Annotated in this window: 16 protein-coding genes; 13 read left to right on the top strand and 3 right to left on the bottom strand. The window is 69.7% G+C overall.

What is annotated here, in order from left to right; genetic code table 11:
• Positions 1 to 19: 19 nt before the first annotated feature.
• Positions 20 to 1,423, bottom strand: a complete 1,404-nt coding sequence (locus tag QOM21_RS00185) for an MFS transporter (RefSeq protein WP_407547439.1) — start codon at positions 1,421 to 1,423, stop codon at positions 20 to 22.
• A 156-nt stretch (positions 1,424 to 1,579) separates the two neighbouring features.
• On the opposite strand from QOM21_RS00185, the gene QOM21_RS00180 reads away from it, so the two are divergent.
• The 5 genes from QOM21_RS00180 to QOM21_RS00160 are packed head-to-tail and all read left to right on the top strand — an operon-like array spanning position 1,580 to position 6,875.
• Entirely contained in the window at positions 1,580 to 2,422 is an 843-nt protein-coding gene (locus tag QOM21_RS00180) for an amidohydrolase family protein (RefSeq protein WP_407547438.1), read from the top strand.
• Positions 2,423 to 2,471: 49 nt separating this feature from the next.
• Positions 2,472 to 3,254 carry an SDR family NAD(P)-dependent oxidoreductase gene (locus QOM21_RS00175; RefSeq protein ID WP_407547437.1) on the top strand — a complete coding sequence of 261 codons (783 nt, stop codon included), beginning with the start codon at positions 2,472 to 2,474 and terminating at the stop codon, positions 3,252 to 3,254.
• Positions 3,255 to 3,269: 15 nt separating this feature from the next.
• Positions 3,270 to 4,937 carry a (2,3-dihydroxybenzoyl)adenylate synthase gene (locus QOM21_RS00170; protein WP_407547436.1) on the top strand — a complete coding sequence of 556 codons (1,668 nt, stop codon included), beginning with the start codon at positions 3,270 to 3,272 and terminating at the stop codon, positions 4,935 to 4,937.
• Complete coding sequence (locus QOM21_RS00165) at positions 4,934 to 5,695, top strand: enoyl-CoA hydratase (protein ID WP_407547435.1); 762 nt, start codon at positions 4,934 to 4,936, stop codon at positions 5,693 to 5,695. The genes QOM21_RS00170 and QOM21_RS00165 overlap by 4 nt, the downstream gene beginning before the upstream one ends.
• A gap of 34 nt (positions 5,696 to 5,729) precedes the next feature.
• The gene (locus QOM21_RS00160) at positions 5,730 to 6,875 is read left to right on the top strand and encodes a thiolase family protein (RefSeq protein ID WP_407547434.1); all 1,146 of its coding nucleotides are present in this window, start codon (positions 5,730 to 5,732) and stop codon (positions 6,873 to 6,875) included.
• Between the two features lie 250 nt (positions 6,876 to 7,125).
• On the opposite strand, the gene QOM21_RS00155 is transcribed toward QOM21_RS00160, so the two are convergent.
• Positions 7,126 to 7,749: a TetR/AcrR family transcriptional regulator gene (locus QOM21_RS00155; protein ID WP_407547433.1), complete on the bottom strand. Its 624-nt coding sequence runs from the start codon at positions 7,747 to 7,749 to the stop codon at positions 7,126 to 7,128.
• Between the two features lie 106 nt (positions 7,750 to 7,855).
• Here QOM21_RS00155 and QOM21_RS00150 point away from each other — a divergent pair, with 106 nt between their 5' ends.
• The 5 genes from QOM21_RS00150 (at position 7,856) to QOM21_RS00130 (ending at position 11,710) form a co-directional block, all read left to right on the top strand.
• Positions 7,856 to 8,149 carry a transposase gene (locus tag QOM21_RS00150; protein WP_407547432.1) on the top strand — a complete coding sequence of 98 codons (294 nt, stop codon included), beginning with the start codon at positions 7,856 to 7,858 and terminating at the stop codon, positions 8,147 to 8,149.
• Positions 8,150 to 8,303: 154 nt separating this feature from the next.
• Positions 8,304 to 9,092, top strand: coding sequence for an IclR family transcriptional regulator (locus tag QOM21_RS00145; protein WP_407547431.1), 789 nt, complete (start codon positions 8,304 to 8,306; stop codon positions 9,090 to 9,092).
• Between the two features lie 322 nt (positions 9,093 to 9,414).
• Positions 9,415 to 10,479, top strand: a complete 1,065-nt coding sequence (locus QOM21_RS00140; RefSeq protein WP_407547430.1) for a Rieske 2Fe-2S domain-containing protein — start codon at positions 9,415 to 9,417, stop codon at positions 10,477 to 10,479.
• The gene (locus tag QOM21_RS00135) at positions 10,476 to 10,742 is read left to right on the top strand and encodes a hypothetical protein (RefSeq protein WP_407547429.1); all 267 of its coding nucleotides are present in this window, start codon (positions 10,476 to 10,478) and stop codon (positions 10,740 to 10,742) included. The genes QOM21_RS00140 and QOM21_RS00135 overlap by 4 nt, the downstream gene beginning before the upstream one ends.
• A complete protein-coding gene (locus QOM21_RS00130) occupies positions 10,739 to 11,710 on the top strand; it encodes a PDR/VanB family oxidoreductase (RefSeq protein WP_407547428.1) in 972 nt (323 codons plus the stop codon). The genes QOM21_RS00135 and QOM21_RS00130 overlap by 4 nt, the downstream gene beginning before the upstream one ends.
• Before the next feature lie 109 nt (positions 11,711 to 11,819).
• Here QOM21_RS00130 and QOM21_RS00125 read toward each other — a convergent pair whose 3' ends face one another.
• Positions 11,820 to 11,984 (bottom strand): hypothetical protein, encoded by a 165-nt coding sequence (locus QOM21_RS00125; RefSeq protein ID WP_407547427.1) that lies wholly within the window; start codon positions 11,982 to 11,984, stop codon positions 11,820 to 11,822.
• A gap of 294 nt (positions 11,985 to 12,278) precedes the next feature.
• Between QOM21_RS00125 and QOM21_RS00120 the strand changes: the two genes are divergently transcribed.
• From QOM21_RS00120 to QOM21_RS00110, 3 genes are read left to right on the top strand one after another with little or no spacing between them, the layout of a single operon-like run.
• Positions 12,279 to 13,748 carry an MFS transporter gene (locus tag QOM21_RS00120; protein WP_407547426.1) on the top strand — a complete coding sequence of 490 codons (1,470 nt, stop codon included), beginning with the start codon at positions 12,279 to 12,281 and terminating at the stop codon, positions 13,746 to 13,748.
• 47 nt (positions 13,749 to 13,795) lie between these two features.
• A complete protein-coding gene (locus tag QOM21_RS00115) occupies positions 13,796 to 16,099 on the top strand; it encodes a family 78 glycoside hydrolase catalytic domain (RefSeq protein WP_407547425.1) in 2,304 nt (767 codons plus the stop codon).
• Positions 16,096 to 17,868, top strand: a complete 1,773-nt coding sequence (locus QOM21_RS00110; RefSeq protein ID WP_407547424.1) for a glycoside hydrolase family 3 protein — start codon at positions 16,096 to 16,098, stop codon at positions 17,866 to 17,868. Before QOM21_RS00115 ends, QOM21_RS00110 begins: the two co-directional genes overlap by 4 nt.
• Positions 17,869 to 17,895: the final 27 nt, after the last annotated feature.

Here is a 17,895-nt window from a genome sequence, read left to right as displayed (position 1 = left end):
AGAGTGAGTGTATCGGCCACTAGGAGGCCAGGGTCTCCAGTTTCCGCCGGGCGGTCTCGGGTCCGAGCGTCCAGAAGACCACCAGACCCACCACCAGGGTGGTGAGGAACAGGAGATACAAGGACCCCATCCCGCCGTCGCCGTCGAGAACCCGGCCGATCACTGTGGGGGCCAGGACGGCCCCCACGTTGCGGAAGCTGCTGGCGGCCATGGTTCCCCACGCCCGCATCCGGGTCGGGTACAGCTCGCCGGTATACATGAAGGCGATCGGCGCGACGGCGTTCACGCCCAGCAGGACGGGAACGGCGAGGGCGGTCAGGCCGACCGCGGACTGGGTCTGCCCGGACCAGGTGACCACCGCGCCTGTCGCGGCGCCCAGTGCGGAGACCAGGTAGCCGAGTGTGATCCAGAACCGGCGCCCGAGGCGGTCCACGGTGAGGGCGATGGTCACCACCAGCGCCACGTTGACGGCCTGAAGTCCCGCGCTGGTCAGGGATGCAGTCGCAGGGTGCATGCCGCCCTGCTTGACCAGCAGGCTCGGCAGCCAGGTGGTGAAGCCCCAGAGGGTGAAGTAGGTGGTGAACCAGACGGTCCAGATCATCACGGTGCGCCTGAGGTACTGCGGGGAGAAGATCTCCGACATTCGCGTGGCCCGGGTGTCCGGCGCGAGCGGAGCCTCAGGGGGCTCCAGGCGGTGTCCCTTGCGCAGGCTCTCCGCCTCCATGGCGGCTACCAGCGTCTCCGCCTCCGCGATCCGGCCCCGGGACGTGAGGAATCGCGGGGACTCCACCAGCCGACGCCGCGCCCAGAGGGCGACGAGCAGCGGGATCGCTCCGAGGGCGAGCATCGTGCGCCAGGTGGCTTCGTCGTGCAGCAGACCGAACAGGGTCGCCGCGACGAGGGACGCCGCCATGTTGCCCAGGGTGAAGCTGGTTTCGTACAGCATCACCGAGCGGCCGCGGGCGCGTCCCCGTACGAGCTCGTTGAACAGCGCGGCGGCCACCGGCACTTCGGCCCCGAGGCCGATGCCTTGCATCAGCCGGAAGAGGCCCAGGCTCAGGCCGCTCCAAGCGACCGCCGCCAGGAGGGCGGCCAGCCCGAACAGGGCCATGGCGGCGAGGAACACCGGACGCCGGCCGTAGCGCTCGCTCGCCCAGCCGAGGCCGAGGGCGCCCGCGATCTGACCGACGTAGCCGGCGCTGATGAGCATGCCGGCGTCGCCGAGGCCGATGTCCATCGTCGAGGTGACAGCGGTGAGTGTCACCGCCAGCGCCACGGTGTCGAAGGAGTCGAAGAACGTCCCCGTCCCCAGGATCTGAAAGGCCCTCCGGTGGGCGCTGGTGAACGGCAACCGTTCCCATCTGGCAAGGAGTTCGCCCCCTCGCGTGCCGCTGCCCTCGCATCGTTGCCGCGCCTCGGTCATTTCGCCTCCCACGAACAATCGCCCCACTGAAAGGGCTAGTAACTACCTCAGTAGGTAGTACACACTGAAGCGGGTCGAACCCAGCTGTACAGAGGGCTGCACGGAAAAGCGAAAGGGAGCGCCCGACTCCCGCCACAGCCAGCAGAAGGAGCACCGATGAGACGGATCGACCTGCACTGCTATCCAGGGACCGCCGAGTGGATCGCCTCTCAGGAGCCCTTCCCGGCGGCGCTTGCGGAGTACTGGAACAAGCCCTGGGAACCCCGCGCCGAGGAGGAGGTGGTAGCCGACCTGGACAAGCACGGCATCGAAGCCGTACTGGTGGCTTTTGACATCGAGACCGTCACCGGTGCCCCGCCCTGCGGCAACGACTATGTCGCTGCCCTGCGTGACCGGCACCCGGGCACCTTCCTCGGCGCCTGGGGAGCCGTCGACCCGCTACGCGGGGAACGAGCCATCGCCGACGCCGAGACGGCGGTGCGCGAACACGGGGTGCTCGGCTTCCACTTTCACCCGATCATGGGGCACTTCTCGGTGGACGACCGGCAGCTCTACCCCCTGTTCGAGGCGATCACCGCCCTGGGCGTGCCGGTGATGATCGACGTGGGAACGACGGGGATGGGGGCGGGCATGCCCGGCGGCATGGGCGCCCGCATCCGCCATGCTCACCCCCGGGCGGTTGACGAACTGGCCGCCGACTTCCCGGACCTGACGATCATCGCCGCACATCCGGGCTGGCCCTGGATCGAGGAGATGACCGCGGTAGCCCTGCACAAGGGCAACGTCTACTGGGAGATGTCGGGCTGGGCGCCGAAGCACTTCCCGCCGCAGCTACGCACCGACATCCGCGCCCGGCTACGGGACAAGGTCATGTTCGGTACCGACCACCCGAGCCTGCCGTTCGAGCGGCTGCTGCGTGAGTGGGAGGAACTCGGCTACACGGAGGCCGTCATGGACCAGGTGTTCCACGGCAACGCGGAACGGCTGCTCGGCCTGTAGGTCGCAAGGCCTTATCCAAGTAGGTCCTATCCAAGCGAGAGGGATGATCATGACTGATGACAAGCCGGTGGCACTGGTGACGGGTTCCGCGCGCGGAATCGGGCGGGCGGCCGTTCTGGCGCTGGCGGCGGCCGGGTACGACGTGGTGGTGAACTACGCCTCCAGTGTCGAGGCGGCCAAGGAGACCGCCGCCCTTGCCGAGAAGGCCGGGGCCGCGGCCCTGGTCTGCCGCGCCGACGTGGCCGAGGAGACGGCGGTGCTCGGCATGGTGGAGGAGATCCACCACCGGTTCGGCCGCCTGGATGTGCTGGTCAACAACGCGGGCACCACGGCCCGTACCCCGCCCGCCGACCTGGACGGGCTCGACATGGCCGAGTGGGACCGGGTGTTCGCGGTCAATGTGCGCGGCCTCTTCCAGGTGACCCGCGCCTGCGTGCCGTTGCTCCAGGAAGCCGCCGCTAAGCGGCCGGGCCGCACCGCCGTGGTGAACCTCGCCAGCATTGTGGGCCTGCGACCCGGGCCGCAGCCGTTCCCGTACGCCGCTTCCAAGGCGGCGGTGGTGAATCTGACCAAGACCCTCGCCGGGCGCCTGGGCCCGGACGGTATCCGGGTCAACGCCGTCGCGCCCGGCTGGATGGTGGGGGAGTGGATGGAGGACCAGCTCGGCGACAACTACGAACGGCTGATGGAGCGACGGGGCCGGCACACCCCGATGCGGCGGTGCGTCACACCCGAGGACGTCGCCCGCAGCATCCTTTCCCTAATCGACTCCAACCCCTTCGTGACCGGCGAGATCGTCGTCATCGACGGCGGCTTCACCGCGACCACCTGAGTGTAGGAGGACACCGTGACCTTGGACGGAATCGTTCCCTTCCCACCCGAGTACGTCGAGCGCTACCGCACGAAGGGCTACTGGGAGGACCGCACCCTGCGTGACGTGTTCGCGCAGGTATGCGCCAAGTACGCCGATCGCGTGGCCCTGCACCACGACGGCGCCGACATGACGTATGGCGAACTGGAGAAGCGCGCCGCGCGAGCGGCCCAGGGCTTCTGGGCACTGGGTCTGCGCCCGCTGGACCGGGTGGTGCTGCAACTGCCCAATACCGCCGACTTCGCCGTGACCCACCTCGCGCTGCAGAAGATCGGCGTCATCCCCGTCATGGCTCTACCGGCACACCGCTACCGGGAACTCGAACAGTTCGCGCGGCTGTCGGACGCCGTCGCCGCGATCACTCAGGACAGGTCCAAGGACGCCGATCACCGCGAGATCGTCGCCCGGGTGCGCGCCACGGTGCCCTCGCTGCGCCTTCACATCGTCGCAGGCGACCCGGGTGAGGACGCCACGGCGCTGAGCACCGTCCTGGCCGGCGATGTGCGTGGGGACGCCGGAGTTGACCTGGCGGCCGTCGAGATCGATCCCATGGACCCGGCGCTCTTCCAGCTCTCCGGCGGCACCACCGGCATCCCGAAGCTCATTCCGCGCCTGCACAACGACTATGTCTTCAACACCAAGAACGCCATGTCGGTGTGTGACATCCGGCCGGACGACTGCCTGCTCAACGTCCTGCCGATCTCGCACAATCTGCCGCTGGCATGCCCTGGCCTGCACGGCTTCCTCTTCGCCGGGGCGCGCACGGTGCTGCACGCCAGCACGCTCGGCGCCGAGGTGTTCCCGCTGATAGAGAAGCACCGTGTGACCCACATCCACGTGGTGCCCGCGCTGCTGATCAAGTGGCTGAACGACCCGCTGATCAGCGCGTACGACCTGTCGTCGGTCCGCGTGATCCAGAGCGGCGGGCAGCGCCTCCAGCCCGGAACTCGCGCGCTTGCCCAGAGCATGCTGCCGGGCTGCCGTATCCAGGAGAACTTCGGCATGGCCGAAGGGCTGCTGACCTTCGTACGGCTCGACGACCCCGAAGAGGTGCGCATGGAGACCGTCGGCCGCCCCGTGTGCCCGGACGACGAAGTGCTGCTGCTGGACGAGGCAGGACAGGAGGTGCCCGACGGCGAAGTGGGGGAGCTGGCCGCGCGCGGCCCCTACACGCTGCGCGGCTACTTCCGCGCCCCCGAACACAACGCCCGCGCGTTCACCCCGGACGGCTTCTATCTATCGGGGGATCTGATGCGGCGACACTCCTCAGGCAACTACGTCGTCGCCGGCAGACGCAAGGACCTCATCAACCGCGGCGGAGAGAAGATCAGCGCCGAGGAGATCGAGAACCTGCTCATCGGTCACCCGGCGATCGTCAACGTGGCCTGCGTTCCAGTGAGCGACCCCGTACTGGGAGAGCGCATGTGCGCCTGCGTGGTCCCGCGCGAAGGAGTGGCGCCACCCACCCTGGAAGAGCTGACCGAGTTCCTGTCGCAGCACGAGATCGCCAAGTTCAAGCTGCCCGAGAGGCTGGAGATCATGCCGAGCCTGCCCCTGTCGCACGTGGGCAAGGTATCCAAGAAGGACCTGGTCGCACGGTTCGCCGACGGCTCACCATCCGCCACCCCGGGAGGCAATTCATGAGCGCCCTGCTACGAAGGGAGCGCGAGCGCGGCACCGCCACTCTCACGCTCGACGACTCGGACCGCCGCAACATCCTGTCCGGCGCACTCGTCCGCGAACTCCTCTCCGCATTTGACGAGTTGGAAGCAGACCCGGCCATCACCTCGGTCGTCCTCACCGGGGCGGGAACGGCCTTCTGCGCCGGAGCCGATCTCACCGACCTCCTGGCGGCATCCGAGGGCGATACCTCGGGAGTGGAGGCCGTCTACGAGTCCTTTCTCCGTGTGGCCCGTTCGCCCCTGCCGACCATCGCCGCTGTCAACGGCCCGGCAGTCGGTGCCGGCCTCAATCTCGCGCTGGCATGCGATGTGCGGGTGGCCGCCGAATCTGCGTGGTTCGATACCCGCTTTCTCAAGCTAGGTCTGCACCCCGGCGGCGGCCACACCTGGATGCTGCATCGGCTAGTCGGACCCCAGGTGGCCGCCGCCATGGTGCTCTTCGGCGAACGCCTGGACGGCGCTGCGGCAACCACCGCCGGACTGGCCTATCGGTGCGTCCCCGACCCGGACCTGCTTCCCGTCGCCCATGCTCTCGCCTCCAAGGCAGGAGCTGCCGACCCGGAGCTCGTCCGCCGCACCAAAGGGTCGCTGCGGCGCGCTGACGACGGGCGGGGGCACGACCAGGTGGTGGACGAGGAAACGCGGGAGCAGCTCTGGTCGCTCGCCCTGCCCGGCACCGCCGAACGACTGCGCGGGCTACGGAAGAACCCCAGAGGCTGACGTCCGCCTCCCGACAGGATGAAAGGAGCTCGCCGTGCGCTCCGTTGTGATCGCCTCTCTCCTCCGCACCCCTATCGGACGCGCCGCCAGAGGATCGCTCCGCGACATGCGCCCCGACGACCTGGTGGCCGGTGTCATCGGCCGAGCTGTGGCGGATTCCGGCCTTGCGCCGGACCTGCTGGACGACCATGTGCTCGGCACGGGTTACCCCGAGGGGCGCCAGGGCTCCAACCTGGCCAGACGGGCGAGTCTGCTCGCCGGCCTGAGTCCGGCGCTCCCCGGCACGACCGTGACCCGCTTCTGCGCATCCAGCCTGCAGGCTGCCCGCATCGCCACCCACGCGATCCGGTGCGGCGAGGCCCAGGCATACCTGGTCTCCGGAGTCGAGTCCGTCAGCCAGGTGGGGCGCACCCTCCAGGAGGAGGACAAGCACCCTGAGCTGTCCTCCGGGGGCCGGATCACCGATGTCTACGTACCGATGGGCATCACCGCAGAGAACGTGGCCGAGCGGTGGGCCGTGTCCCGCGAGGACATGGACGCCTTCGCCGCGGAGAGCCACCGCCGGGCGGTGGCCGCCGCCAGGGCCGGATTCTTCGCCCGCGAGATCTTGCCGGTGCACACCCCGCAAGGACCGATCTCGGCCGACGACGGGCCACGCCCGGATACCGGCAGGGACAAGCTGGCGGCGCTGCCACCGGCCTTCCGGCCCGGCGGCGCGGTGACCGCCGGGAACTCCTGCTCGCTCAACGACGGCGCCGTAGCAGCCGTACTCGTGGATGAACAGCTCGCGGAGCGTCGCGGGCTGCCCGTACGGGCGCGCATCCTCGGTACGGCGGTGAGCGGCGTCGATCCGGCGGTGATGGGCGTGGGTCCGATCGATGCGGTCCGCCGTCTCCTCGACCGGGCAGGGCTCCGCATCGACGAGGTGGACATCGTCGAGCTGAACGAGGCATTCGCCTCACAGGCCCTGGCCGTCAGCCGAGCCCTCGGCATCGACCTGGACGAGCAGCTCAATCCGTACGGAGGTGCCCTCGCCCTTGGGCACCCCTTCGGCATGACGGGGCTCCGGCTCATCGGCACCCTGCTCAACGGACTGGAGACGACCGGCGGGCGGCTGGGCATCGCCACCCTGTGCGTGGGCGGCGGCCAGGGCATGGCCCTGCTGCTCGAAAGGGTCTGAGGACAGCTCGCACCCGGAAGGAGGTGGTCCCGGCGGCGCTACGTGGAGAAACGGCTTCGGCTCGTCACCTCGGCACCGGCGGGCCGAACGGGCCGTGCGCAGCGCTGGGCAGCAAGGAGCGGGTGAACTCGGCAGGCGGGAGGGCCACTGCGAGATCTACTGCAGGGGTGATGCGGAAGGCTTGCGCAGCCAGCCAGCCAGCCAGCCAGCCAGCCAGCCAGCCAGCCCCGCCCGGACGCTCGGGCGGGCGTTACAGTCCCTTGCCGTCAGCCGCGATGCTGCTCATGAGGCGGTCCAGGTGCGAGCGCATCACGGCGATCAAGTCGAAGGAGCGCCCGGCGGCCAGCCACTGGAGCCGCAGCCCGGCGTCGAGCGCTGCGCACTCCCTGGCGATGTTCTCGTGGTCCAGCCCCGCCTTGAGTTCCCCCGCCTCGGTGCCGGCGCGCAGACGGTCCGCGAGTTCGCGTACGCCTTTCTCCTGCCATTGGGAGAAGAAGTCGTGCGCGGGGTGGTCGGGAGCGGTGGCCTCGGCGCCCACCACGACGGCGAGTTCCAGCATCCCCGGCATGTTCAGCGACTCGGCGGTGTCGTCGAGGTGGCATCGGAAGGCGTCCCGCACCGAGTCGGACACGCGGACCCACTTCTCGTCGAGCTGCTCGTGCCAGTACCGGACCACGGCCAGCAGTAGTTGCTGTTTGTCGCGGAAGTGGTGAAGCAGCCCGGCATCGGTGATTCCGGCATCGCGGGCCACGCCGGCCAGCGAGGTCTTGCGGTAACCGTCCCGCCCGAAGCGCACCAGCGCGGCCTCAAGGATCTGGTTACGCCTGGCCAGCCCTGCTGCGTAGCCGCCGCGCGGCCCCCTTGGTGTCCCCATGCGCACAACCGTACCGAGTGCCGTCGCCGGTCCCACCGAGCCCCTGCCGCCTGGAGGGTGTCTCGTCGATCAGTTATGGGTTGTTGTGGTCATGCTCGGCTGAGGTGTGACCGACGACGAATGGGTGGTGATGGAGCCGTCGCTGCCCCTGGGCAGCGACGGTTATGGCCGGTGGCGTGCTCACCGGCACGTGATCAACGGGATCCCTCATCGGCCCGGCACCCGCTGTCAGTGGCGCAAGCTGCCCGATCGTTTCGGCTCATGGCAGACCGTCCACAAGCGGCACGTGCTGTGGTCGGCCGACGGCACCGGGGGAGCGGCTGTTCGTCGAGGACGCGGACGGCAATCAGCAGGAGAAGTGCCGGCGTCTCGACGTGGCTGCGACCTTCTAGCACACTGACGCCACAGCTTGGGACACGTTGACAGCGCAACGTCAATCCGCCGCAGGTGGCCGCGCGACGGCCGGCCGAAAGGCGCAATCGGGAACCGGTGAGGGCGCTTTGGACGACTCGCTTGCACGTGCGGCGCGTCATGCCGATGACGAGCCTTCACCCGTGCCGGATGAAACGGGCCCGATGGCCCGCCGCCGCAGTTCCGAGCCGGGCTCGCGGCCCGTACTGGGCCGAGCGCTGCAGATCCTCGGCGCGTTCAGCGCGAACTGCCCGGAGATGACGTTGAGCGAACTCTCGCGGCGCTCTGGCCTGCCGGTGTCGACCGTGTACCGGATGCTCGGCGAGCTCACCGCCTGGGGAGCGCTGGAGCGCAGCGACCAGGGGCGCTATCGCGTCGGCCTGCGCCTGTGGGAAGTCGCCTCCCTCGCGCCGCGCGGACAGGGCCTGCGCGAGCGGGCCCTGCCGTTCCTGGAGGACCTCTCCCAGATCACCCGCGAGAACGTTCAGCTCGCGGTGCGCGAGGGCACAGAGGTCGTCTTCGTCGAGCGCATCGCGGGGTCCGGTGCCGTGCCGGTACTGACGCGCGTGGGCGGGCGGTTCGCCCTCACGGTCACCGGTGTCGGGCTGGTGCTGCTGGCGCATGCCCCTGCCGACGTGCAGGAGCAGGCGCTGGCCGGCCCCCTCGAGCGGTTCACACCAGGAACGGTCACCGATCCGCGTGCGTTGCGGCGCATGCTGGCCGAGGCGCGGACCCATGGCTACGCGGTCAGCGACCGCCAGGTCACCATGGACGCCCTGTCGGTCGCGGCCCCTGTGCACCGCGGCGGCGCGGTGATCGCCTCGGTGTCGCTGGTAGTACGCCATGGCAGCACCTCCGCGCATGCGCTGGCCCGGCTCGTCTGCACGAGCGCCCGGGCGATCTCCCGCGCGATGAGCGCGCCGCAGGTCTGAACCGCGCCGTCCCGGGCTCGACGAGCCTCAGTACCCTGCCCGTGCCTGCCCTGCCGCAGATCCTGATGCCGTCCCGCCACAGCGGCGCGGCCGCAACTACGCAGATGTTTCCCGGCATCCGGAAAGCCCCCTGGTGACCCGGGGGCGCCGCCCCCACGATGGTCCGCACTGGTCGACGCCAGGCCCCGGTCCGCCGGGGGACTCCCGCGACGCTCTCTGCACACCTCCCGTGGCGAGGGGCCGATGAGCCCCTGCCGGCCGCCGTCGCGGTCCCGGCCTCTGCGCCACGCGCACTGAACGCCCCACTCAGAAGGGAACGATCATGACTGCTTTCATACGCGATCACTGGTACGTCGCCGCCTACGGCCGAGAGGTCGGGCGCGAGTTGCTCGGACGCACCGTACTTGGCGAGCCGATCCTGCTGTACCGCACGGAGGACGGCCGGGCGGTGGCCATGTCCGAGCGCTGTGTGCACCGACGCTTTCCGCTGTCGCACGCGCCGAGCCGGCTGGACGGCGATCGGGTCGTCTGCGGCTACCACGGTTTCACCTACGGCGCCGACGGTGGCTGCGTCTTCGTTCCCGGCCAGCAGCGCATCCCGCGCACGGCGCGCCTGAAGACGTACCCGGTGGTCGAGCAGGACTCCTTCGTGTGGGTGTGGGTCGGTGACGGCGAGCCCGGGGATGCCCTGCCGCCCCGCGCTCCGTGGATGGACTCGCCCGACTACACCGTGGTGTCGGGCATGGAGCCGATCGATGGCGACTACGGTCTGCTGGTCGACAACCTCATGGACCTGTCGCACGAGACCTACCTGCACGGCGGCTACATCGGCACTCCCGAGGTGGCCGAGACGCCCATCACCACCGAGGTCGACGGCGAGGCCGGCATCGTCCACGTCAGCCGCCACATGGACGACGCGGAGTGCCCTCCGTTCTACGCCAACTCCACAGGCATCGAGGGTCGGATCACCCGCTGGCAGGACATCGAGTACCACGCCCCCTGTCTCTATCTGCTCCACTCGCGCATCGCACCCGTCGGCGCACCCGGGCCGAATCCGGACGGCAGCGACCCGCATGCCTTCCACATCGAGGTCGTCTATGGCATCACCCCTTCGACGGAGAGGACGACGTACGACTTCTGGGCCGTGGCCCGCGACTTCGCACTCGATGACCAGGACGTCACCGAATTTCTGCGCGGCAACAACCACACGGTGGTCATGCAGGATGTCGTGGCCCTCAACGTGCTGCAGAAGTCCCTGGAAACCGAGCCGGCCGGCTACCAGGAGCTGAGTATCAACATCGACACGGGCGGGCTCGCCGCCCGCCGCATTCTCGCTCGGCTGGCCCAGGAGGGGGCCGGGTCGCAGGCCCGGGCGGTGGCCCCATGATCCCGCAGCATCCACCCGTCCTCTCCGGTGAGGACGTCTACCGCATCCACTGGGTGCTCGGTACCGACCGGCTGCTGGCCGTCTGCCACTGCGGCGCGCAGCGGGAGTTCGAGGACCCCGTCGGGCTGTGGGACTGGCTGCTGGGCCATCCCGAGGATCACCACCCCGGCCCTGCCCCGGAGTTCGCTCCCGCGTCCGCCCCTCAGCCTCGAAGGCAGCCGTCGCCTGAAGCTGCCCACGGTGCGGAAAGAGAGTCACCATGACCACCACGAGCCTGCCACGCCCCGAGGTCGAACTCGACCTGACCCTGGCGCGCAAGGAGCCCCTCGCCGAGGGCGTCGTCCGTCTCAGCCTGGTCCATCCCTCCGGCGATCGGCTGCCCCCGTGGAGCCCGGGCGCCCACATCGACCTGCTGCTGGGCCCCGACCTGGTACGGCAGTACTCACTGTGCGGCGACCCGGGTGACACCTCCCTCTTCCAAGTGGCCGTGCTGCGAGAGCCGGAGAGCCGGGGCGGCTCCCGGTACGTGCACGACACGCTGGCCGAGGGCGACACGGTCCGGGTGATCGGCCCCCGCAACCACTTCCTGCTGGTCGACTCCCCCCGCTACCTGTTCATCGCGGGCGGCATCGGCATCACCCCGGTCCTGCCGATGATCGCCGCCGCCGACCAGCGGGGAGCCGACTGGCGACTGGTGTACGGCGGGCGCAACCGCGCCACCATGGCCTTCGCCGGGCAGCTCATCAAGGATCACCCCCACCGGGTGGAACTGTGCCCCCAGGACGAGTCCGGCCTCCTCGACCTGGACGGGCTGCTCGGCAGCCCCGCCGCCGGCACCCTCGTCTACTGCTGCGGTCCCGAGCCCCTGCTCAACGCGGTGGAACGGCGGTGTGCTTCCTGGCCGGAGGGCACGCTGCACGTCGAGCGGTTCACGCCGAAGGCGCGGGTGGACGACGCCCCTTCGGCCTCGTTCGAGGTGGAACTCTCCCGCAGCGGCATCACGGTGACCGTTCCGCCGGACAAGACCGTCCTCCAGAGTGTCGAGGAGGCTGGTGTGCAGGTCCTGTCCTCGTGCCGGGAGGGCACCTGTGGCACCTGCGAGACCCCGGTCCTCGGCGGGGTGGTGGACCACCGCGACTCCCTGCTCACCCCCGCTGAACAGGCATGCAACGACACGATGTTCCTCTGCGTCTCGCGCGCCGCCTGCCCGCGCCTCGTCCTGGATCTGTGACCCACCGACAAGAGCCCACCGTATGGACCCGAGTTCGCGGTCGTGATCGAGGCGGAACCGGGGGCGATGCTTGGCTCGCCTCCTGCTTGCTCACCGGCCCGTACGACGTTCACGCTCGCCTGCGCGACGATTCCACACCGATGGAGGGCGGGCGCCCGCGGCCGATGGCGAACGCTCGGACATGGACGTCGAGCAGCACGGAGCGGGGTCCTTCGAGGGCGCTGCCGTCGGCGTCGCCCAGCACATGCGCGCCGTGGCCACGGCGATCCGGCACGAACGCAAGACCGGCGAGCCGACCCTCCCATTCCGATCTCCGATCTCCGATGACCAGTGACCAGTGACCGCTGGTCACTGGTCACTTGGGAACGACTCGGACGGTGAGAGCCGGATACCCCGCAGCTGTGACGTGCGTCACATCGCCAATGCCTAGCGGTTACTAAGTATTGGCTTCATCATCATCCGAAAGCGAGGGACCGTTTCGAGCCAGTGACCGAGACACGAGCCATCGGTAGTGGCCTGCCGTTCCCCGCACGAACCCGACCGCCCTGATCGCGAAAGGAGCGGCTCCATGACATCGACGTCTGCCGGCCCCTCGCTCGACGCAGCACAGCCCGACGGCACCGCGAGGTGGACCCTGCGTCTGGTGGGTGTACTCGTGGCGCTGATCTGGCCGACTCAGATGCTGGCCGCCTCCGGGATTCTGGGGGCGTATGCGACCTCCAGCGTGGCGCAGAGCTTCCACACCACTTACGTGGCCTGGTTCGGTCTGACCTTCGTCCTCGTCACCACGCTTCTGACGCCCTTCGTGATGAAACTGGGTGACCGGTACGGCAAGAAGCGGCTCATGCTGGTGATCACCGGTATCGGGACCGTCGGCGACATCATCGCCGCGACCGCGGGCAGCTTCTGGCTGATGCTCATCGGGAGAGCGATCGCCGGCTGTTACGGGCCGTTCGGAGCGCTGTCATTCCCGGCCGTGCGGGACATCTTCCCGGCCCGTCTGGTGAAGCCGGCCAGCGCCATTCTGGGCAGCAGCGTCGGCTTGGTGGGCGTCGGCGCCCCTTTCCTGGCCGGCTGGCTGGTCGACAGCTGGGGTTACCAGGGCGTCATGTGGTTCATCACCGCAGCCACGGCCCTCTCCTTCGGCCTGATCGCCTGCCTGGTGCCGTCGACCCCGCCGCGCGACAAGCGGCCCGGCTTCGACTGGCTCGGCGGCTTGGTGCTCGGCGGGGGGCTGACCGCGGTCATCTACGCCCTGGGCCAGGGACAGAGCTGGGGATGGGTCGACGCCAAGACCCTTGGCTGGCTCGCCGCCGGTCTCTTGACCCTGGTCGTCTTCGTCTTCGTGGAGCGCTCCAGCGCCCACCCCATCCTCGACTTCACGGTGCTCAGGCGCCGCCCGGTCGCCCTGGTCCTCACCGCGGGCGGGCTCGCCCAAGCCATCGCCTACACCATGCCGAGCCTGGTGATCCTGCTCGCCGTGTATCCGCACATCCCTGGCATCTCCGCCGGTCTCGGGTGGACCGCGCAGCACAACGCCGCCGTCGGCGTGACCTGGAACCTGGTGATGTTCGCTACCGGCATCGTCGCCAGCCGCCTGATGCGCGGGATCGACGCCCGCTATCTGTGGTGGGCGGGGCTGCTCCTGATGGGGCTCGGCTACGGCCTGGCGGGTTTCTTCCACGCTGATGAAAGGGAACTCATCCTCACTTCGTGTCTGGCCAACCTCGGCTCCGGCCTTGTCGTTGCGGGCGCTCCGGTGCTGGTGGTTGGCGTGGTGTCGAAGGACGAGCAAGGTCTGGGCAGCGGCATGCTCAACATGCTCATCACCCTCTTCGGCTCTGTCTTCACCGCCCTGGCGTTCGCCGTTCTGGCGAGCCACAGCACTGTCAGGAATGGCACCGCCTTCTACCAGGACGCGGGCTACGACTGGATTTTCTGGACCGGAGCGCTGCTCACCGCCGTGCCCCTGGCGCTCTCACTGTTCGTTCCCCGCCTACGGGATCCCGCGGAAACCGACGCCGCCCCCGCCGCGTGAACCCCGCTCCCCGGAAGCCTCGCCGGCCGGTGCCGAGAAAGACAGACATGCCGCACACCTGGACCGCACAGGTCATCACCCCGGCCTCGCGCGAAGAGCCGCCCGGTACCGCGGGCCGCCCAGCTGCGCTGCTGCGTGACGTGTTCACCATCAGCAGCCGGGTGCGACAGGCGGAACTGCGGGTCACCGCCCTGGGGGTGTACGAGATGCACATCAACGGCGCCGTCGTCGGGGATCACGTCCTGGCACCGGGTTGGACCAGCTACCACCACCGCCACCGCTACCAATCCTTCGACGTCACCACGTTGTTGCGGCCCGGCGCCAACGCATGGGGCGCCTACGTCGCGGACGGCTGGTACCGGGGCCTGCTCGGATTCAACGGCGGCAACCGCGACATCTATGGACCGCACACCGGGCTGCTCGCCGAGCTGCGGATCGAATACACCGACGGCAGCCTCCAGATGGTGACGACCGGCCCCGACTGGTGCGCCGCGGCCGGGCCGGTCACCGCTGCCGGCCTGTACGAGGGGGAGGACTACGACGCCCGCCGGGAGCTGCCGGGCTGGTGCGAACCGGACTTCGACGCCATCCACTGGCAGCCGGTGCGCGTACTGGACTTCGACACCTCGGCGCTCTTCCCGGCCGACAGCCCTCCGGTACGGCGCATCGAGTGCCTCCCTCCAGTGGCCGTCACCACCTCGCCCACCGGCCGCACCCTCGTGGACTTCGGACAGAACCTGGTCGGCAGACTCCGGATCCGCGTCCGCGGCGAAGCGGGTCGCACTGTGACGCTGCGGCACGCTGAGGTTCTGGAGGACGGCGACCTGTGCGTACGTCCGCTGCGCGGCGCCGCGGCCACCGACCGCTACACCCTGCGGGGCGACACCGACGGTGAGCAGTGGGAGCCCCGTTTCACCTTCCACGGCTTTCGCTACGCCGAAATCGACAACTGGCCCGGCGAACTCGCCCCCGGTGATGTCACCGCTGTGGTCCTGCACAGCGACCTTCGACGGACCGGCTGGTTCGAGTCTTCCGACCCGTCCCTGAACCGACTGCACGAGAACGTGGTGTGGGGGATGCGGGGCAACTTCCTGGACGTCCCCACCGACTGCCCCCAGCGCGACGAACGCCTCGGCTGGAGCGGCGACATCCAGGTCTTCGCCCCCACCGCCACGTTCCTCTACGACACCCAGCACTTCCTGCGCTCCTGGCTGAGCGACCTGGCCGCCGACCAGAGTGACGACCCGGACGGCATCCCGCCAGTGATCAGCCCCGCCATCCCGGTGAACGTCCCCGTCCCGATGCCTCCCGGCAATCCTGCGATGGCCGGCTGGTGCGACGCCGCCGTCATCGTCCCGTGGGTGCTGCACGAGCGGTACGGCGGTACCCAGGTGCTGCGCGCCCAGTACCCGTCCATGCGCGCCTGGGTGGACGCCGTCGACCGGATCGCCGGCCCCGGACGCGTGTGGGGCGAGGGCTTCCAGTTCGGTGACTGGCTCGACCCCACCGCATCCCCCACCGACCCCGGCGGGGCGAAAACCTCCTCCCAGCTCGTTGCCACCGCCTACTTCGCACGCTCGGCCCGCCTGCTGGCCCGTAGCGCCGAGGTACTGGGGGAGAAGGACGATGCCGCGCGCTACCACGCTCTCGCCGATGCCGTGCAGCAAGCCTTCCGCGCCCGCTTCCACACCGGCGGCGGTCGCCTGGCCGAAGAGACCCAGACCTCCTACGCCCTCGCCCTCGGCTTCGACCTGCTCCAGGACGGCGCCGAGCGAGCCGAGGCCGGAAGGCGGCTGGCTGCCTTGGTGGCCGACCGTGGCCACCGGATCGGGACCGGCTTTCTCGGCACCCCTCTGGTGTGCGACGCGCTCACCGCCACCGGCCACACCGATGCCGCGTACCGGCTGCTCCTGGAGCGCTCCTACCCGTCGTGGCTCCACCAGGTGGATATGGGCGCCACCACGATCTGGGAGCGCTGGGACAGCCTGCTCCCCGACGGCAGCGTCAACCCCGGAGAGATGACCTCCTTCAACCACTACGCGCTCGGCGCGATCGCCGACTGGCTGCACCGCACCGTCGCGGGTCTCGCGCCGGCCGCCCCCGGCTACCGCCGTCTGCTCGTCAGGCCTCGCCCCGGCGGTGGCCTCACCTGGGCCAAGGCCACGCACGACACCCCGTACGGCCGGGCCGAGGTGGCATGGCGCCTGCAGGAAGAACGGCTCACCGTCAACGTCACCGTCCCACCCGGCGTCGAGGCCACCATCGATCTGCCGGGCGACGAGCCCACCCGGGCCGGGCCGGGAACCCACACCTTCCACACCCCTCACCGCACCACCGAGGAGCAGCAGTGAAGCATCTCTACCAGGACCCCAGCCGCAGCGTCCCGGAACGGGTGGCCGACCTGCTGCCCGGGATGACGCTGGAAGAGAAGGCAGGGCTGCTGTTCCACCACGCCATAGGCATCGGAGCGAATCCCGCACCCGTCGGCCTCACCGCCGAGCAGATGATGTCCGACCACCTCATGTCCCACTTCAACCTGCTGGGCGCGGGCACCCCGCGACAGATGGCCGAACTCCACAACCGCCTGCAGGAGCAGGCCGCAGCCACCCGCCTCGGCATCCCGGTCACGCTGTCCACCGATCCGCGCCACGCGTTCACCGACAACCCGGGCACCGCCATGATGGCAGGCCCCTTCTCCCAGTGGCCCGAAACCCTGGGTCTGGCGGCCACCGACGATCTCGACCTGGTGCGCCAGTACGGCGACACCGTGCGCCGCGAGTACGTGGCCGTCGGCCTGCGCGTCGCCCTGCACCCGCAGATCGACCTGGCCACCGAACCCCGTTGGGCCCGCATCTCGGGCACCTTCGGCGAGGACGCCGACTTGACCTCCCGCATGGCCGCCGCGTACATCGAGGGCCTTCGGGGGCCGGGCGAGCAACTCGGCCCCGACAGCGTCGCCGCGATGGTCAAGCACTTCCCCGGCGGCGGCCCGCAGAAGGACGGCGAGGACCCGCACTTCCCCTACGGCAGGGAACAGGTCTACCCGGGCGGCTTCTTCGACTACCACCTCAAGCCGTTCAAGGCGGCCCTCGCAGCCGGAGCCACCCAGGTGATGCCGTATTACGGCATGCCGATCGGCACCGAGTACGAAGAAGTCGGCTTCGGCTTCAACCACAGCATCATCACAGGGCTGTTGCGCGAGAAACTGGGCTTCGACGGCATCGTCTGCACCGACTGGGGTCTGCTCACCGACGGCCCGATCATGGGCGAGATGCACGCAGCCCGCGCCTGGGGCGTGGAACACCTCACGCCCGACGAGCGGGCGTTGAAGGTGCTGCACGCCGGCGCCGACCAGATCGGCGGGGAGGCGTGCCCCGAGCTGATCATCGCGCTGGTCCGCGACGGACTGCTGACGGAATCCCGGCTCGACGTGTCCGTCACCCGCCTGCTGGCCGAGAAGTTCCGCCTCGGTCTCTTCGACGACCGTCGCTACGTCGACGCGGACGCCGCCGAAGACATCGTCGGCCGCGCCGACTTCCGTGCCGCGGGCGAGAAGGCCCAGCGCCGCTCGCTGACCCTGCTGGAAAACCGCGCCACCGTACTGCCGCTGTCCGGACGTCCCCGGCTGTACCTGGAAGGCGTCGACCCGGCCGTGGCCGCCGAGTACGCCGACCTCGTCGACGACCCGACCGAGGCCGACCTCGCGGTGCTGCGCCTGAACACCCCGTACGAGCCTCGCCCGGGCCTCTTCGAATCCTTCTTCCACGCCGGCCGGCTCGACTTCGACAACCACAGCCTCAAGCAGATCCTCGCCCTCCTCGACAGGGTGCCCACCGTCGTCGCCCTCCACCTCGAACGGCCCGCCGTCATCCCGGAAATCGCCGAGCGCTGCGCCGCCCTGCTCGCCGCCTACGGCGCCGACGACCGGGCTCTGCTCGACGTCCTGTTCGGCCGGGCCGCCCCACAGGGCACGCTGCCCTTCCCACTTCCACGGTCCATGACCGAGGTGGCCGCAGGCCGCCCCGATGTCCCGCAGGAGAGCCCCGATCCGCTCTACGCCCTCGGCCACGGGCTGCGATACGCCGCCCAAACGACAGCCGCTCCGGGCCACGCCTCCTGAACGAAGCCGCTACCCCGCGGCTCGGGC

This window comes from Streptomyces sp. Pv4-95 (assembly GCF_045782725.1).
In the GTDB taxonomy this organism is placed as follows: Bacteria; Actinomycetota; Actinomycetes; order Streptomycetales; family Streptomycetaceae; genus Streptomyces.
Note: the sequence above shows the minus strand (reverse complement) of the source record. Positions and strands in the feature narration are given on the sequence as shown.